The sequence below is a fragment of the Algivirga pacifica genome (assembly GCF_039543525.1).
GTDB lineage: Bacteria > Bacteroidota > Bacteroidia > Cytophagales > Flammeovirgaceae > Algivirga > Algivirga pacifica.
Window position 1 is genome coordinate 1 of sequence record NZ_BAABJX010000037.1, and the last position, 18,348, is coordinate 18,348.

Annotated in this window: 8 protein-coding genes; 4 read left to right on the forward strand and 4 right to left on the reverse strand. The window is 41.3% G+C overall.

What is annotated here, in order from left to right:
- Nucleotides 1-305: 305 nt before the first annotated feature.
- Nucleotides 306-872, reverse strand: coding sequence for a hypothetical protein (locus ABD985_RS12975; RefSeq protein WP_345372375.1), 567 nt, complete (start codon nucleotides 870-872; stop codon nucleotides 306-308).
- A 503-nt stretch (nucleotides 873-1,375) separates the two neighbouring features.
- On the opposite strand from ABD985_RS12975, the gene ABD985_RS12980 reads away from it, so the two are divergent.
- Together ABD985_RS12980 and ABD985_RS12985 are read left to right on the forward strand one after the other, a co-directional pair.
- Nucleotides 1,376-4,351 carry an FAD-binding and (Fe-S)-binding domain-containing protein gene (locus tag ABD985_RS12980; protein WP_345372376.1) on the forward strand — a complete coding sequence of 992 codons (2,976 nt, stop codon included), beginning with the start codon at nucleotides 1,376-1,378 and terminating at the stop codon, nucleotides 4,349-4,351.
- A 268-nt stretch (nucleotides 4,352-4,619) separates the two neighbouring features.
- Nucleotides 4,620-5,423, forward strand: coding sequence for a glycerophosphodiester phosphodiesterase (locus ABD985_RS12985; protein WP_345372378.1), 804 nt, complete (start codon nucleotides 4,620-4,622; stop codon nucleotides 5,421-5,423).
- A 121-nt stretch (nucleotides 5,424-5,544) separates the two neighbouring features.
- Here the strand turns inward: ABD985_RS12985 and ABD985_RS12990 are convergent, their stop codons facing one another.
- On the reverse strand, nucleotides 5,545-7,758 hold the full coding sequence (locus ABD985_RS12990) for a sensor histidine kinase (protein WP_345372379.1): 2,214 nt from the start codon (nucleotides 7,756-7,758) through the stop codon (nucleotides 5,545-5,547).
- A 343-nt stretch (nucleotides 7,759-8,101) separates the two neighbouring features.
- On the opposite strand from ABD985_RS12990, the gene rimO reads away from it, so the two are divergent.
- Both rimO and ABD985_RS13000 read left to right on the forward strand, forming a co-directional pair.
- Nucleotides 8,102-9,418 carry a 30S ribosomal protein S12 methylthiotransferase RimO gene (rimO, locus tag ABD985_RS12995; RefSeq protein ID WP_345372380.1) on the forward strand — a complete coding sequence of 439 codons (1,317 nt, stop codon included), beginning with the start codon at nucleotides 8,102-8,104 and terminating at the stop codon, nucleotides 9,416-9,418.
- Nucleotides 9,419-9,592: 174 nt separating this feature from the next.
- Nucleotides 9,593-9,979 (forward strand): hypothetical protein, encoded by a 387-nt coding sequence (locus ABD985_RS13000; RefSeq protein ID WP_345372381.1) that lies wholly within the window; start codon nucleotides 9,593-9,595, stop codon nucleotides 9,977-9,979.
- Nucleotides 9,980-10,095: 116 nt separating this feature from the next.
- Here ABD985_RS13000 and ABD985_RS13005 read toward each other — a convergent pair whose 3' ends face one another.
- Together ABD985_RS13005 and ABD985_RS13010 are read right to left on the reverse strand one after the other, a co-directional pair.
- Nucleotides 10,096-17,682 carry a S8 family serine peptidase gene (locus tag ABD985_RS13005; RefSeq protein ID WP_345372383.1) on the reverse strand — a complete coding sequence of 2,529 codons (7,587 nt, stop codon included), beginning with the start codon at nucleotides 17,680-17,682 and terminating at the stop codon, nucleotides 10,096-10,098.
- A 47-nt stretch (nucleotides 17,683-17,729) separates the two neighbouring features.
- The gene (locus ABD985_RS13010; protein WP_345372385.1) at nucleotides 17,730-17,873 is read right to left on the reverse strand and encodes a hypothetical protein; all 144 of its coding nucleotides are present in this window, start codon (nucleotides 17,871-17,873) and stop codon (nucleotides 17,730-17,732) included.
- Nucleotides 17,874-18,348: the final 475 nt, after the last annotated feature.

Sequence of the window (18,348 nt, forward strand, 5' to 3'; positions counted from 1 at the left end):
AAGGATAAAGGAAGAAGGATAAAGGAAGAAGGATAAAGGAAGAAGGATAAAGGAAGAAGGATAGTATTTTAAGATATACTTCTTATAAAGAGAAAAATCTCACCATATAACGTAATCACGTATATGTGGTGAGATTTTTTATAAAAAGCTTTACTTATAATTAGCTTTTCAAGCCAGAGGTATTAACTTTTCTTCATTCTTCATTCTTCATTCTTCATTCTTCATTCTTCATTCTTCATTCTTCATTCTTCATTCCTACCTTTACCCTTCGTCGGGGCGACCACAAGGAACGCCCTTCCTTCATCCTAATAATTCGTACTAATCAACTCCACCAATTGCATCTTGATCATCTCCTCCAGTTGCATTTCGTGCTCTCTAACCCAATGCATACGGTTGTAGTCTTCGTTGGGATAAGCATCCTGATAAAAGATATAGTCCATTCCCATCTCATTAAACTTTTGAGAGAAATAATCCTCTATAAGAAAGAAATTCTTGGAAATATTAGCGGTGAGCTCTCTGTATATCAAGTCGTCTTTAAGAGATTCAGTTTGTAAAACCTTATTGGAAAGGTTATAGGAGTAAACGTGACTTTGCTGCACTTCTTTTTCACTCTCTTTTGTTTGTATTAATCGCTCTCTGATACTTTCGTAAAGGATGTATTCTTCGCTACTTAAGTCAAATAGATCCTTACCGAAGTAGATTCTCCACCAGTAGTCACTGTCTGGGTCTTCACTAATTCTTTTCCATATTTCAGGCTTGCGGTAAGGGTCATCCATTGTTGCTACCTCATGGATGGAGTTCATGTCAAATTGTGCCCAAAGAGCGGACAGAGGACAAGTAAGTAAGGCAACAATTGCGATAAGTCTTAGCATAGAAGTAATTGATTAAAGATCCTGGAGGCAAAATTCTCTTTCACCTCTGAAATATCATGTTTCTAGTGACGTATGTAGTGGGATACGCCTGCTGGTTTGCTTGAGGTATAGTTGAACTAGGCGTTCTCTTCCTAGTGGAACTTCAAGTACACCGAGGTTACTGGTTATAAAAAGTAGCGTTCTGACTACTTTTAAAACTAACAGCAGACAACTTTATTATACTTTGTGATGAAAATTATTTCCTTTCGGAATGTATTCATGCAAAGCTTATGCCTAAATCTTTATAAAATCCCTATTTTTGGTCTTGTATTCCCTTTGGATAGCATGTACTTTTGTATTATGTATATTTTTATTGGAATTATTTCAATAGAAATATAGTTATTAAAGGTTACAAATGTTTGGTCAGGGCTTCTTTTTTCGAAAGATCCTTCATTAAACGGTCTTAGCATTTTCGAATTACAAAGGAAGAGTTTTCTTCTCACAAACAAGCGCATTACTTTTTCATGAATAACGCTCACTTACAACAATTGTCGAGATCCCTAAAAGGGGAACTGTTTTACGATAAGACGGTTCGTACGCTGTATGCGACGGATGCATCTGCTTACCGAGAGCTACCATTGGCGGTGGCTATTCCTGAAACAAATGAAGACCTGAGAAAATTGATTGCTTTTGCCAATGAGCATGGAACTTCTCTTATTCCTCGAACGGCAGGGACTTCCCTGGCGGGACAGGTTGTAGGTAAAGGAATTGTGGTGGATGTTTCCCGTAAGTTTAATCAGGTACTGGAGGTGAACCAGGAAGAGCGATGGGTAAAGGTACAGCCTGGAGTGATTCGTGATGAGTTGAATATGCACCTGGCACCTTATGGACTGTATTTTGGACCAGAAACTTCTACGGCCAATAGGGCGATGATAGGGGGAATGGTTGGAAATAACTCTTGTGGGTCTAACTCGGTAGTGTATGGAAGTGCTCGTGATCATTTAGTAGAAGTGACGGGCTTTCTGAGTGATGGAAGTGAAGTAACCTTTAGTGAACTGACGGCAGAAGAGTTTCTACAGAAGTGTGAAGGTACTGCATTGGAGAATGAGCTATACCGACAAATTCGAGAGATGCTTTCCGATGGACAGGCACAGCAAGAAATTGAGGCAGAATATCCTAAGCCTTCTATCCCTAGACGAAATACGGGGTATGCTATCGACTTATTGGCGCGTATGGAGCCTTTTAAGGAAGGGGGGAAACCATTTAATTTCTGTGAACTGATTGCAGGCTCAGAAGGAACCTTGATGTTTATCACAGAAATCAAGATGAGTTGTGATCCGCTACCTCCTAAGTATAAGGGGTTAGTATGTGGACATTTTAACACGATTGATGAGTCTTTGAGAGCCAACTTGATTGGCCTGAAATATAATCCCTCAGCCAGTGAGTTGATGGACCATTTTATTCTGGAGTGTACCAAAGCCAATATTAGCCAACGAGAAAACCGCTTCTTCGTAGAAGGAGATCCGGGTGCTATTTTGGTGGTGGAATTATCCAGAGATTCCCAAGAGGAGTTGCATAGAGATGCCCAAGCACTTATTGAGGAAATGAAAGCTGCTGGTTTGGGATACCATTACCCAATAGTAGAAGGAGAGGATATCAAGAAGGTGTGGACGTTGAGAAAGGCAGGGTTGGGCTTGTTGTCCAATATTCCAGGGGATGCTAAGCCAGCGCCAGTGATTGAAGATACAGCAGTAGATGTACAGGATTTGCCAGCTTATATTGCAGAGTTCAATAAGACGTTGGAGCAGTATAATATGAGTTGTGTACACTATGCACACGCAGGTTCTGGAGAGTTGCACCTTCGTCCGATTCTAGATTTGAAGACAGAGGAAGGTAATAAGATGTTCCATACGGTAGCCGATGAGATTGCCAAGTTGGTGAAGAAGTATAAAGGTTCTTTGAGTGGAGAGCATGGTGATGGACGTTTGAGAGGAGAGTTTATTCGCTTTATGGTAGGAGAGAATAACTATGAGCGCCTGAAAGAATTAAAGTATACCTGGGACCCTAAAGGGGTATTCAACCCTAATAAAATTGTAGATACCCCTCCGATGAATACCAGCATGCGTTATATGCCAGGTATTGAAACACCGGAAGTTGATACTGTTTTTGATTTTACAGATACTCAAGGATATATCCGTGCGGCAGAGTTCTGTAATGGATCAGGAGACTGTCGTAAGACAGAGAAGAGTGGTGGAACCATGTGTCCAAGTTATATGGCCACAAGGGATGAGAAACATACGACTCGTGCCCGTGCCAACGTACTGAGGGAGTTTTTAAGGGAACCTTATGAAATCAACCGTTTCAACCATGACGAGATCTATGAGGTAATGGACCTATGCTTGTCTTGTAAGGCATGTAAGTCAGAGTGTCCATCCAATGTAGATATGGCGAAGTTGAAAGCGGAGTTCCTGCAACATTATTATGATGCCAATGGTGTGCCTGCCCGTGCCAAGTTGATTGCTAACTTTAGTACAATGAACAAGCTGGCATCCATGGTGCCTTGGGCCTATAATGCGTTTGTGAAGTTCCCTCCTACAGCTTACTTGTTCAATAAGCTTTCTGGGTTTGCTACAGAGCGTTCGACACCGACCTTACACAGTACTACACTGAAGAAGTGGTTTAATAAGCATCAAAGTATTGTGAACAGTAAGGCAAAAGGACAAGTATACTTCTTTGCTGATGAGTTCACAGATTATAATGATACACCGATTGGAATCAAGGCGGTTGAATTATTGGAGCGTTTAGGTTATGAGGTGATTCTACCGAAGCATATAGAGAGTGGACGAACGTATTTATCTAAAGGTCTGGTAAGAGAAGCCAAGGAGATTGCGATCCGAAATGTAAACCTTCTGAAGGATATCGTTTCAGAGGATATTCCAATGGTAGGGATAGAGCCATCTACTATCTTAACTTTTAGGGATGAGTACATTGATCTGGTACCAGGTTATCTAAAAGAAGAGGCCAAGATACTGGGTAAGAATGCGATGTTAGTAGAAGAGTTCTTGTTGAAAGAAATGAAGAAGGGAAATATCTCTTCTGATCAATTTACAAAAGAGCAAAAGCTGATCAAGTTACACGGACATTGCCATCAGAAAGCCCTGTCTTCTGTAGGACCAACTAAGCAGCTGTTGTCTTTGCCAGAGAACTATGAGGTACATATGATTCCTTCGGGTTGTTGTGGGATGGCAGGATCATTTGGTTATGAGCAAGAGCACTATGAAACCTCTATGCAAGTAGGGGAGTTGGTGTTATTCCCAACAGTAAGACAACAGCCGGAAGAAGTAGCCATTGCTGCCCCAGGAACAAGTTGCCGTCACCAGATTATGGACGGTACGGGACGTAAGGCACAGCATCCTGTGGAACTACTATTGGAAGCATTGGTAGATCACGAACAGGTGGCAGTGAAGAAGGAAGAAAAGGCAGTGAGCAGTGAGCAGTGAGCAGTGAGCAAATTAATTTTCAATGATTAATTTTCAATTATTCGTTGATGATCGAATCTCAACTAGCACAAGGCACGGCCTAGCACAGGGCACGGCCTAGCACAGGGCACGGCCTAGCACAGGGCACGGCCTAGCACAGGGCACCGTCTAGCACAGGGCACCGCCCTGTGAATACAGTATTAAGAAAAAGTAAAGGCTGATATACAAGCAAGGAAGATCAAAAAAGAAGCTGTATTATTCGGAAGATTTTTTAAATTATTCCAGTAATATGAGACATTTGGTCAACTGTTGTTTGTACTTCAGCCTTGCTTTTTTTCACTTCAACTCAGATGAAATTATGTTGGTGGCACATAGGGGCGCCTCTGCCGATGCTCCTGAGAATACCTTGGCAGCAGTACAACTTGCATGGGAGCAAGATGCCGATGCAGTAGAAATTGATATTCACCTAAGCAAAGACGGCAGGGTAATGGTACACCATGATAAGGATACTAAACGTACTGCTAATGGTCCCAAAAAGTATATCAAGGAGACCAATTCCACAGCACTACGATCGATCGATGTAGGAACTTTCAAAGGGGAAAAGTACAAAGGAGAAAAGTACAAAGGAGAAAAAATACCATTTTTGGAAGAAGTATTAGCTACCATACCGGAGGAGAAGCACTTGGTGATAGAGATTAAGTCAGGAATGGATGTTGTTCCAGCCATGACATCGGTTATTAAAAATAGTGAAAAGGAGGAGCAGGTTATTTTCATTTCTTTTGACTTTGAAGCGATCGTACAGACTAAAAAGTCCTTTCCTGATAATAAAGCCCTCTATCTATGTCATTACTTTGAGCCTTTTGGGACAAAAAAACTCTTCCATAAAGTGAAAGAGGCAGGCCTGGATGGGTTAGACCTCAATTACAAAATCATCGATTCCTCTGTCATGGAATTGGCTGATTTGATGGACCTGGAAATACATGCCTATACTGTGAATGAGCTTACTGAAGCGAAGAGGTTGATCGCCTTAGGAGTCAAAAGTATCACTACAGATCAACCAGCAAAACTTAGAGCAGTGATCAGTGACCAATGAACAGGGAACAGTGATCAGTAGGTAATGAGTATGAAAGTTGATTAATGGCGTAGTTAATGGATCAATGTAATTCAATGATTCAACAACTAAACATCATGAACGAGTGAAGCTCAATTCAACATTATGAACGTGTTTTTTGTACTAATGGTAATATGATTCTAAAAGCTGTGTAGGAGTCATCTCCTTGTTGAGACTCCACCTCAATACGCCCCTGATGTTGCTCAATAATCCCATAGCTAATAGAAAGCCCCAACCCTGTACCTTCCCCAACTTCTTTAGTGGTGAAAAAAGGTTCAAATATTTTTCGTTGTAAATCTTTTGGAATGCCGGGACCATTATCCCGTATTTCAATTTCTACCTGTTGTTGCTGCTCTAAGTGTCGTGTAGTGATCAGCACGCACCCTTCATTATTACTACTCGCTTGAATAGCATTGATGAGTATATTCATAAACACCTGATTGAGTTTATTGGGAAGGCATTCTACGGGAGGAATATTACTAAAGTCCTTCTGGATACAGACATTACTTTTCTTGATCTTGTTATTAAGGATCAACAAAGTAGATTCGATCCCTTCTTCAATATTGGAAGGAGTATACACACCTTGGTCTACCCTAGCAAAAGCACTAAGCCCCATAACGATGGTCTTGGTGCGCTGCGCACCTTCCCTGATACCATCCAAGAGTGCTACTATTTCAGGCTGTATAGTTTCCAGTTCAATCTCTTCGGCAAATTGCTTGATCTGTTGCCATTGCTCAGTGTCGGGGGTGTGCTGTAGCTCTTCCATGACCTTTTCAATAAGCGATAACAAGTCTTCAATATCTTGCTGTAGAGGATCTACATTGGCACTTACAAAGTTGATTGGGTTGTTGATCTCGTGGGCAATACCGGCTGTAAGTTGACCTATAGAGGCCATTTTCTCAGAGTGTACCAGTTGGTTTTGAGTTTGTTTCAGATCTTTTAAAACCTTTTCCAGATGTTCATTAGTCATCTGAAGACTTTCGGATTGTTGTCTCAATTCTTCTTCTGAGGTTTGAATCTCATTGTAGGCTAACTGTAACTCCGTTTTGGTTTTCTCCCGTTCTTCTAGCATTTCATTGGCCATATTAGCGAGTAATTGGAACTCCTGATAATGAAGTTTTTTTGGATTGATCTTGACGTGCTCGTTGGAAGCTTGTCTGAAAAAACTGGAGAACTCTGTTAACCCCAAAGAGACCTTATGGGAAGTTTTTTGTAGTCGCCACCATAGTAAAATACTTAAGCCAATTGCTGTAATGATGATATAAAGTAGGTCAGTATAGATACGTTGTCGAACGTTTTGTGCATTTTCGGCTAATTCCTGCTCTACCACATCCGTATATAGTCCAGCGCCAATAGTCCAGTTCCAATGAGGATAATAACGGATATATGAGATCTTATTGACAAGTTGCTCCTGCCCCGGTCGGTAAAATTTATAATAGTAAAAACGATCGGGAGTATTATTGTTAATGTCAGAGAGGAAGTGTGTATTCCCTTCTTCATCATAGAGCACAAAGTGATTGTAATAGGCTGCGGTATCTAGCATCACCTTTCCTTGTAGTAGTAGTTGTCTGTTATCCTCTTGTGCAAAGATATAACCATCGTCCCCAAAGGAAATTGTCGCCATTTTATTCAGTACCTCTTGCTTGGTACGCTTCTCAATGGTGGACATATTTGCCTGTACGACCAGGATAATATTTAAAGGTGCATAGGTCTTGAAATAAGCATACACACCATATGCTTCCTGTACAGTGCTCGGAGGAGCTTTGTAGAAATATAATCCTTCTCCCTCTTTTAAGGCAGTTTCATAAAGATGATGATGTTTTGGTTGCTGCTTTTCAGAAAAAGAAGCATTATTCAGTTTGGGGTTGGAGGTGTCTAGTATGATCTTTTTTTGTTGATAATCAAGAATGCTGTATTGCAATAAGGCTTCTTGATTTCCCAGGGGAGCGATGGCTTCATAGATCATTCGAGTTTGTTGTGTGCGGCTGAACTTCTGACTATAATGCTCAAAGAGGTTTTGAGCAATCAGGGAAATGCGTAAGGTTTCTTGTTTGAGTTCTTTCTTGACAGTAGCCAAGCTGTGCAGTCGCTCCCTTTCCAGGGTGTTAAATGCATTGTTCACTTGATTCCGTATCACTAATTTTTGCCGATCAATTTTGTCATACCGTAAGGTTTCCGCTTCCTTTTGGTAAGCTTGTATTTCCTTTAAACTCCATATACCTACAATCAAAAGAATAGCCCCCAAGGCAATACTAAATGCGGAAAGGAAAATCGTACGGGTAAGGGATACGGCATTTTTAGGGTTTTTGGAAGTCATGGGGTAAAAGGTGGTAGTAGGTTTGCTGATCTGAATGTTTTATCGGTAATGGTATTTCGAGTAGTAGAAGACGTATTCCAAACAAGCTCTAAACAGACTCTAGTAAAAAAATAAAAATTAAAAATTGATAATTAATAATTGATATAGATAAACTTTAATTCACAAAGGATAAATTTCTCTCCATATATTCCCAAATAGTCCAATTTTATGAAGCGTTTGCAATATTTATAGAACTGTCATTTTTATTTATTTGTTGAACCAAAGGAAATCCTGTACTTTTGCAACCCGATTTTGCAGGAAGTAACAAGCAGACAGGCAATTAATCATCATAAATACGGATACATTGAAGACCAAGACGCTCAAAAAGAATAAAGTGAATATCGTTACCCTAGGATGCTCCAAGAACTTAGTGGACTCCGAGGTAATCATGACACAATTAAAAGGAAATAATATCCCAGTAACACATGAGGCAGAAGATGACTCAGCTAATATTGTACTGATCAATACTTGTGGATTTATCGATAGTGCCAAGCAGGAGTCTATTGATACGATCATGCGTTATGTGGAGGCCAAGAAAGATGGAGTAGTAGATAAAGTATATGTTTCAGGATGCCTTTCAGAGCGTTATAAGGCGGATCTTGTTGCAGAGATCCCTGAAGTAGATGCATTTTTTGGAACAAGAGAGGTACCCAATATCCTAAAAGCATTAAAGGCAGACTATAAGCATGAATTGCTAGGAGAGCGTTTGATCACTACGGATAGCCACTATGCTTACTTGAAAATTGCAGAAGGTTGTGACCGTCCTTGTTCATTCTGTGCGATTCCATTGATGAGAGGAAAGCACGTTTCAGTTCCGATCGAGCAATTGGTATCTCAAGCAGAAAACTTGGCCTCTCAGGGTGTCAAAGAACTATTGCTGATTGCACAGGATTCTACCTACTATGGTTTGGACCTTTATGGAAAGAGAAACTTGGCGGAGTTGCTGGAGAAAATAGCCAATGTGGAAGGTATTGAGTGGGTACGTTTGCATTATGCATTCCCAACAGGATTCCCTGAGGATATTTTGGAGGTAATGGCAGAGCACCCTAATATTTGTGCTTACCTGGATATTCCTTTACAGCATGGTTCTACCAATATGTTGAAATTGATGCGTAGAGGAACGACTCGTGAGAAGACAGAAGCCCTTATCGAGAAGATCAGAGCCAAGGTGCCTAATATTGCGATCCGTACCACTTTGATCGTAGGTCACCCAGGAGAAACAGAGGAGGATTTTGATGAGATGGTGGATTTCGTACAACGTATGAAGTTTGAGCGTTTGGGGGTATTCCCTTATTCTCATGAAGATAATACACATTCCGGAACGATGGACGATAATGTTCCAGAAGAAGTGAAGGAAGATAGAGCAATGGAACTCATGTCTATCCAGGAGGATATTTCCAGAGCACATAACCAAAAGAAAATCGGAACAGTACAAAAGGTATTGTTTGACCGTATTGAGAGTGGGTATTTTGTAGGACGTACCGAATTTGATTCCCCTGAAGTGGATAATGAGGTATTGGTTCCTGTTACAGAAGATACTTACGTTCGTATTGGAGACTTTGCTGAAGTAAAGATTACGGATGCTTCAGAGTTTGACCTTTATGGTGAACTATTAAACTAGAGTCGTAGAGACCATATAGTGGTCTCTACCTAAATAAAAAAGCCGCTATGCAATCATGTATAGCGGCTTTTTTATTTAGGTAGAAAAGGTACATGTGCCTATTAAACTATTTCCTATCTATACCGGTTTTCTTATGTTTACTTAACAAATATTTATTAACTCGATTACTTACCAATGGAAATTTATAAGAGCACTTATCAAACCTTGAATATTAAAGGGGATAGCTTGGTGAATGTATGGTATCCGGGAATGGATGAGGATACTTTTAAAACAGAGATGCAGGTATTTGCTGAAAAGGTCATGCGATACCGAGCAAAAAATATATTAGTGGACTTGAGTCAATCTGATTTTATTGTAACGCCGGACTTGCAGGACTGGTCTGAGAAGCTGTTGAGCGATGTATATGAAAAGGCCGGAACAGTAAAACAAGCTATTGTAGTTTCAGCAGATATTATGGCACTAGTTTCTGTCAAGCAAAGTGTAGAAGATAATGCCTCAGCAGGAATTACAGAATACTTCCCATCGATAGAGGAAGCTGAAGAATGGATTATATCGAATTAGATATTTGGTTTTAATGCTGGATTAATACTGAGTGAAACAAGGATTATTTGGTTAAAAGTAAAAAAAAAGGTCTCCCAATGGGAGACCCTTTTTTGCATCTATAGTTTATTCAATTATTATTCTTTAATCAATTTACCTGAACCTACAGCCTGTCCATCTACCGTTAGCATGTAGAAGTACATTCCTCTATTTAGGTCAGTAGCCTTGAAGTTCACTTCATGTGTACCCGCAGCTTGTGTACCGTTTACTACTGTAGCCATCTTAACACCTGTAAGCGTGAAGATATCCAATGTTACCTGACCAGTATTTGGTAGGTTGTACTGGAAGGTAGTGCTACCTGCTACCGGGTTAGGGTAGTTCATCAGTTTCGTTGTTGCTTTGAAAGCATCATTGATTCCTGAAACAAGGATAACATTTATTTCTACTACAGTTGAAGTAATACCACCGTTACCGTCATTTGCTGTGATGGTTACATTAGTGTTACCTACTGCGAATGGAATTACCAATACTTCGTCACCTGACTCCACCACTTGTGCAATGGTATTGTCTTCAACTTCGTAAGTGAATTCCAACTCATCTCCGTCAGCATCGTTAGCTAGATCAGCAATCATAAGCGTTGTCGTGATGATTGAGTTCACCTCGATGGAAGCAGGAACCGTAAATGCCGGAGCTCTGTTTACATCCTCGATGATGATTGTAGCAGCCGTTGTGTTTTCGATACCGTGCTCATCTGTTGCAGTAAAGCTTACGTTGTACGTTCCTGCCATTGTGTAGTCAGATACGAAAGATACGTTGAATCCTCCGTCTACTGCTACTACTTCATCTGCCGTAAGGTCTCCCGAAGCTGTCAGCGTGATCATATCACCTTCTGCATCTGCTACCATCACTGGTACCCAAAGTGTATCTGCTTCATAACCGAACGCTGTATCAGCAGCGGCAGTAAATGCTGGAGCCTGGTTCACATGCATGTGCATATTGATCATCTCACCTTCACTTACCGGGTCGTTACTTTCAATGTTCAATACTGCGTAGTGGTCTACTAAGAAAGCATTGTTAGCGTCAAATGTTGCAGTAATCGTTGTGCTGTCACCAGCGGCAACCGATCCATTGTAAGCATCCAATGTTAACCAGCTATCAGGACCTGCAGTCTCTTCCAATGCGGCAACCATATAGTGTGCATAAGCAAAGTCAGCAATGCTTGTCACATCCCACCATTGTCCATCAGAAGGGAAGAAGAATGTATTCGCTGTGATTTCATCCTCATAAGTGAATCCTTGAGGAAGCGCTGCACCGAATGAGTAAGAAAGCACGATATAGAAACGCTCACCTGCCAGGAATTGCTGAGGAGCAGCCAATTCGAAGTATTCGAATCCACCATTCGCATCCTCCTTACTAGTTACTGTCGTGAAAGTTTCTTCGTGAAGTACTTTTGCAGTGTTGATATCCTCACCTACTGCAATCGTTACTTTGATATCACCATTCTCCAAACCAGTTGGTCTGTACCATGTTCTCACGTGTGATAGCTTAAACCCTCCTTCTGGAGCCGTAAACGCTGTACCACTGATAAACGGTGTTCCTGCACCAAATCCAAGAGCATTATCAGAAATAGTATCTGTATTATACTCAATAATCTCATTGTAATTTGCACTGTCAGCCACAGTAGCCATTGGTGCCATGATTGAAGTCGCTCTCATGTCAGCAGCAGTCATTGCATTCTGAGGAGCTTCCAACGATTGGTTCATTGCCATTGCAGCAGCACGCTCACGCAAGTAGTCTACACCAACTGTAAAGTCAAGTGTTGAGTTTCCGTTGGCATTGCTTACCACAAATGTTTGTGTCTGCACCTCTGAAGCTGTCTCTGCTTCAACTGAAAGCTCAGTAGCAGTAATCTCAATTACTGGAGGCAATACTACTTCGTAAGAGAATGGAACACTAACACTGTAGTCACCAGAGTTGATGACGATATTGTTGCTATAGGTAGCTGCTGTTCCTGTACCCGGTGTAACAATAGCTTTCATTGTACGTGTCTCTCCTGGAGCGATGTTTCCACCGATATACGTCGTGTTGAAACCGTTGAAGCTACCTTCAAGGTTACCGTTTTCACGGAACTCATCGATTACTTTAGATCCCCAGAAATCAAACAGAACAAAACGTAGTCCCATTGACAACTCAACATCAGCATCAGGAGTCTCCAAGCTGAAGTCATTGATGTACATCATGGAGTTGCTTGTGTTAGTGATGTCAAACTCTACCTCGAAAGAAGTTAGGCTACCGTTTTTCTCATAAGCGATCAACTCACCCATATCTACGCTCTCAGGTGCTGCGATCATCGACTTCTCACCTGTGATAGAAGTAGCTACAGGAATTTCGATTTCCTCTGTGCCCGGTACGTTCGTTACCAATTTCGCAGTTCCTGTGTAGTCACCTACCCATGCTGCAGCTCCATCGAATACTACGTTGAAGTCTTTGCTAGAGCTAGCGGCAACCGTATATTTCTTTGCAGGAGCAAAAGAAATTGCCATGTGGTTTACGATTCCTTCCTGATTCAGAGAAGAAATCGTTTTACCTCTTGTCTGTGTATCATCCTCAATACCTACCAACGACAAGCCGATCAGACGACGAGAGTTCGGGAAAGACTTGTACTGGATCTTGAAGCTACCGTTACGGTAAAGAATTACCTGATAGGTCATTCCGTCTCCTAGCTGTGTTAGGATTTCTTCCCATTGGAATACCGCCATTTCCTCGTTAGCCCAGTAGTAGATACCAGAGTTTTTACGAAGATCTTTGTTGACCCATGATTTTGCCCAAAGTGGAGCAATCATAGCAGCAATAGGATCATTACTTGGTAGTGTTGTTCCAAACTGTCCGCCAAATAAACCAAGACGTTGGTTAGGCAAGAAGGTCATCACACCAGAATTAGCGATATAAACCTTGTCATAGGTTTTTCCATAGTATTCAAAGCTAAATGGAAGTGCTATTTCTCCCCAAGGGTTTCTGAATCCATCCACACCTAGGATTTCTTCGCCCATTGCCATCGCATCAATCCATTCGAATACTGGTGCTTCTGTATCTACAATAGTACCTGCAGTTAGGTTAGCCATATTGTCTTTGACCATATAGTCGTAGTCTATTGGCGTATCACCTGCTGCGTCTACTACGGTAGCCCAAGAGGTACCATAAGTCATTACTTCCATTTCACCCAGTCCTGTATTTTCTACAGTCAAGGTATTTACTACTGAGTCTCCGTAAGCTAAGGTCGCCTGGATAGTGTCCGTTGCTACTGCGATCGCAGGAGCATTCACGATAGATGCATTCAACGCTACTGAAAGCGTATCTGTACCTGCGATCACCAATAGGGTGTCTACCAAATCAGCCACTGTTGCTGAGCTAGCAGAAATCACAGGGTAAATTGATCTACCTGCTTCAATGCTTACCGGAGCAGCAATGTCAATCGCAAACAAGCCTTGTGTAAAGCTAATCTCATCGATGGTTGCCGGAGCACTTCCTGTACTCTTGATTTCCAATGTTTCCTCTACTGTATTCCCAACGAAGTAAGTACCCATATCAATGGCTGTAGAACTCACGGCCAAATCAGGTGTTCCTCCTGTAAGGTTGGCTACCAATACAAATTCACCTACTCTTTGTGTAGGATCATTGCTGATCACCTGAAGCTTCTGGTATTTCGTACCTGCAGCAAGTCCTGCTGTCTCAATATCAAAAGTAACTGTTGTGCTTGCTCCTACTGGAATGATGCTATCTGTAACAGATAGGTTGCTGATCATCTCAGCACCTGGTGTTCTGATAACAATAGATGAAGAATCTGCATTGATGACTTCTGTAAAGTTATATACTTCATCTCTCCAAGAACCTGAGTATGCTGCAAAGTCATTTTTTCTGTACTTCCAGCCGTCTCCTCTAAGTGCAATCAGGTTAGGGTGATTACTATTTACCTGCTTATAGTTCATGTGCACATCACCGCTTTCCATTAGGATAATCTGGAATGTAACAGGGGTATTATAGTTTACACTTACGTTCTCATATTGAACGATAAGCATACCTTCTTGACGTTTCCAGTAGATGTTACCTCCATTTGCAACGTTGATTTGTCTCTCAAACATTGCTGAGATAAATCCATTCGGTGCATCTGTTGTATTCAGGTAAGGAGTGTTGTTTGGCATTTTTGACTCCGAACGCGTGTTCAATACCCCATAATCTGTTACGAATACAGATGAAACTTTACCGTCGTATAGAGGGAAATCAAATCCTAGATCCACCTCGTACTGGAAGTTATCTGGATTGCCCGCAAAGAATTCTGTAATATCTTCACCTGTTGTACTGATATCCACCCAATCAAATGCAGTAGTATCATACGTATAACCAAATGTATGGTGAAGGTTTACACCTACTACTTCTTTCTCTGAGAACTTAGGGAAGGCAAAGCTCAACGGATAATCACCTGTATTTTCAATCGTGAATGAGCCTGTTCCAGCTGATTCTACCGCAAGATCTACTGTTAAAGTATCAGGAGTCAAGGTAATCTCTGATGGAGATGTACCCGTAGCAGAAACATTGAAGTTGTAAGTTGCTCCACTGTTGTCAGTCAGGGTAATGACTGCATTCTCATTCTGTGCCATATCTGGCGTAAAGCTTACCACGATTTGTCCTTGCGTCTTGGCAGCTACTGAAGCAGGCTGCGACTCAATCACAAACTTAGCATTGGAAGAAGTTGCAGATGCGATATCGAACTTACCCATTCCGTAGTTTGCAAAGATTAATGCCGCTTCTTTGGTTGTTCCAACTTGTGCAGCACCAACATTGTAAACATCCTCGAACGCTAATTGATGAGGGTGGTTACTTACGTTTACAGTTACCGGAACTTCAATGTTTCTTTCATCAAAGTCATTCGATGAAATAAAGAAGTTTGAAGTATAGGTACCGTTTGCCAAGTAGTTAGGGTATAGGGTCACCGATGCATCAAAAGTGCTGTTTCCGTCTACTGTACCATTTTTCTTGGACATGTATAAGTAGTCACCAAGGAAAGCTTCTTTACTTACTAGCTCTGTTGGCCAGCTTGCACCGACTACACCAAATTCTCTTTGAATCAATGAAGCTAATACTTCCCAAGAGTCACCGCCATCAAAACTGATATAACTATAGTTTGATTTTGATACACTATCAATATCTCTCCATACCAATGGATCTAAACGTGTCACGCCAGCAGCAATGTGTGTCAATACCCATACTGGTCCACCATTACCTGTTAGTTTCAGCTGCTTATCCAGACGTACGTCGTAAGTATATCCATATGAGCTTGTTCTACCTACAATTTCTTGCGTGTGAAGTGTTTTTGCAGTGTTCATATCCCAACCTTGCTTGATCTCGATCACTGCAGGAGCATCTGTTGAAGCAAGCATAAAGCTTGTCTTAATATGCGTAAGGTTGAATACTTGCCCGTAAGCAATCTCAAACATTGTTGCTGTTGTATGCGTCACTGTTTCATCACCATACCCTAGCGTATAAGCTCTGTCCGTATTTTCAAAGTGTCTCAGCGTTTGCTCCTCAAATTGTGGCAAATCATCTCCCACGGTCATAGGGGTTGCTTCAGCAAACGGAACGCCTAGTTTAGCATCACTCGCCTTGATAGGGTTGTTTGAAGCTGGAATCGTTACGTTTGCTAACGTAGCTGAGTAGTGGGCCCATGTTGCAGACCATTCCAATAGTCCTTCATCCTGGTTTTGGATTGTCCATGAAGTAGGGAAAGAAGTTCCCGATAGCGTGTTCATGTCAATATCAAATACTACAGGATCTACCGCAATGTCAGGACCAGCGTTTGTAGCTTCAGTAACTACATTAGAAAGTGTACTAGCGTTCCCCCAACGGTCGATTGCCTGAATTGCAACATAGTATGTAGTACTTGGTGCCAGATCAGCAATTTTATGCGTAATAGAAGTTCCCGCTGCTTCTACTCCTGCAACCTCTAGCATCATTGCCTCTGTAAGGTTGCTCTCAGTAATAGACTCTGTGTGGTAGTAAAGCTTATAGGTGAATGCTGTAGAGTCATCCTCATCAGCTACTGAAGTCCATGATACTTGGATAAAGTCCATAGAAGCACCCGCAGAAGCTAAGTCTGCTATTGCCGCTGGTGCATAACCACCGTCAGTGGCTAATGCTTTTACAGCATCAATAGTACCAACACCCAATAGGCCTTCATATCCAGCATTAAGTTCATCGATACGGTTGATAGAAGTCATCATCTGTGATTTCAATTCCTCAACAGTATACGCTTCATTACCAAACTTGGAAACCATTAAGGCTGCCATACCAGCTACGTGAGGAGCTGCCATAGAAGTACCTTGGAAGAAACCATATTGGTTATCAGGAAGCGTACTCAATACGCCTGCTTCTGTACCTAAAGAAACATCTCCACCTGGAGCAGCGATATCTACCCACTTACCATAATTGGAATAGTAAGCTCTTTTGTTAGCAGGTCCCAAAGAAGCGACCGAAACAGTCTTGTGATAGTAACCTGGGTAATGTTGTTCATCACTGTCAGAGTTACCCGCTGCAAAGATTACAATACCTCCTTTCATTGGGCTACCAGGATAATCACCCGCTTCCTCAATGAAGTAATCAATACCATCCAATACTGCTTGGCTGACATAACCAGGTGTTAAATATCCCCAAGAGTTTTGAGAAATTACCGCACCATTGTTGGCCGCATATACATAAGATGCAGCAGTATTACTGAAAGGTCCTGATAGAATCTGAAGTCCCATGATACGTACACCATCGCCATTTCCTGATCCTCCGGCAACACCAGCAACACCCACACCATTGTTATTGACAGCAGCTACGGTACCTGCAACGTGCGTACCGTGTTGTTGTGGCTCCAATGGACCTCTATCATAAGAGAAACTATAACCGTGAATATCATCGATATATCCGTTTCCATCGTCATCAACACCTTCCTGACCATTCGCTTCTAGCTCATTGACCCACATGTTTGCAGCAAGGTCTTCATGGTCTGTATCAATACCTTCATCGTGTACCGCTACAATTACATGTGACTTACCTGTTTCGATCTTCCAAGCATCAAAGACATTGGCATCGGCACCAGCAACACTAGAAGGGGCCGTACCGTTGTTGTGGTAGTGCCATTGTAAATCTAGGTACTGATCATTAAATGGCATTTCAACAGTTTCTCCATTGGAGAAGGCTGCTGCCTCAGATGCTTTATTGATTTCAGCAGGAACAAAAGCACCTTCTTCGATCAACTTTGTTTCGTACATAGGTTCAGCCATGCTTACTTCTGCAATGTTTGCAAAAGCTTTCACTGCTGAAATCTCGTCTTGTGAGGCATCCATATGGATCTCATACCATAGGTGTAGACCATGCTTTCTAAGTTTGTGCTCAAACCTAGCATCATAAGGGAATACACGACGCATCGTTGTGGCACCGAAAGTTGCAGCTTGTGCATCAAAGGCGGTCATGCCGACACGCAAAGTACCAGCCGAAGACTGGCTTACTCGCAAAGCGTCAACATTTACATTTTCCTTGAACTTCACGCGAATAACACCTTGGCCTACGCCGTTGACATAAGCGGCTTCTGCCGGAACTTGTGCCATGATGTCATTGCTGTTGAAGGCAAGAAGTCCTACCGCACAGGCGAAAGCCTTGAATGTTTTGGATAGAATTTGCTTCATTTAGCTTAAAATAATTGAATGAAAAAAATAATTGAATTTGGAAAATTTCAAGAGTTACTATTCTTGTTTAATGCATTCAGAAGATTCTTGAGTGCAATGGTTTTTTTCTTACTTCTTTCAATAAGTTTATTCAGTTCCTCTTCCTCCCTTTCCATAGGAGTCTTTCTCTTCGTTGATTTATGAGTATTCATGCTATTCGAGAAAAAATTTACTAGCACCGCTTATGCAACATTAAATAAATGTAAATTCGAGATGAAAAATATATGAGCTACAAATGACCTACATGTGGTTTATTTTGTACTACAAGTGATTAACAAAATTAATTAATAGGTTGATAATTAATGAATTGTGTGATATTTTATTTTACCATTCATTTGTTAAAAAATACTGAGTAATGATGGTTTTTTGTTATAAAAAATGGCTTTAAGGGTCAGTGCTGTTATTTTATTTCGTAATAGTAAGGTTGTGGTGAACTCTTATTTTTGTTGTGTGTGAAGTTTGTGAGTTACTATGAATGGATTGTGATCAGAATAATGAGAGGAAGAGTAGGGTAGGTGCTAAAAAGTAAGGCTTTTTACTAAAAGTCTTTTTTGTTATTTAAGGTGAAGAGGTAGAGATAATTGTATTTTTTTAAGGAAGAAGGAAGAAGGAAGAAGGAAGAAGGAA

Coding starts and splice junctions, on each gene's coding strand:
- ABD985_RS13005 (WP_345372383.1), bottom strand. CDS start 17,682: ATGAAGCAAATTCTATCCAAAACATTCAAGGCTTTCGCCTGTGCGGTA.
- ABD985_RS12985 (WP_345372378.1), top strand. CDS start 4,620: ATGAGACATTTGGTCAACTGTTGTTTGTACTTCAGCCTTGCTTTTTTT.
- ABD985_RS13000 (WP_345372381.1), top strand. CDS start 9,593: ATGGAAATTTATAAGAGCACTTATCAAACCTTGAATATTAAAGGGGAT.
- ABD985_RS12980 (WP_345372376.1), top strand. CDS start 1,376: ATGAATAACGCTCACTTACAACAATTGTCGAGATCCCTAAAAGGGGAA.
- ABD985_RS12990 (WP_345372379.1), bottom strand. CDS start 7,758: ATGACTTCCAAAAACCCTAAAAATGCCGTATCCCTTACCCGTACGATT.
- ABD985_RS13010 (WP_345372385.1), bottom strand. CDS start 17,873: ATGAATACTCATAAATCAACGAAGAGAAAGACTCCTATGGAAAGGGAG.
- ABD985_RS12975 (WP_345372375.1), bottom strand. CDS start 872: ATGCTAAGACTTATCGCAATTGTTGCCTTACTTACTTGTCCTCTGTCC.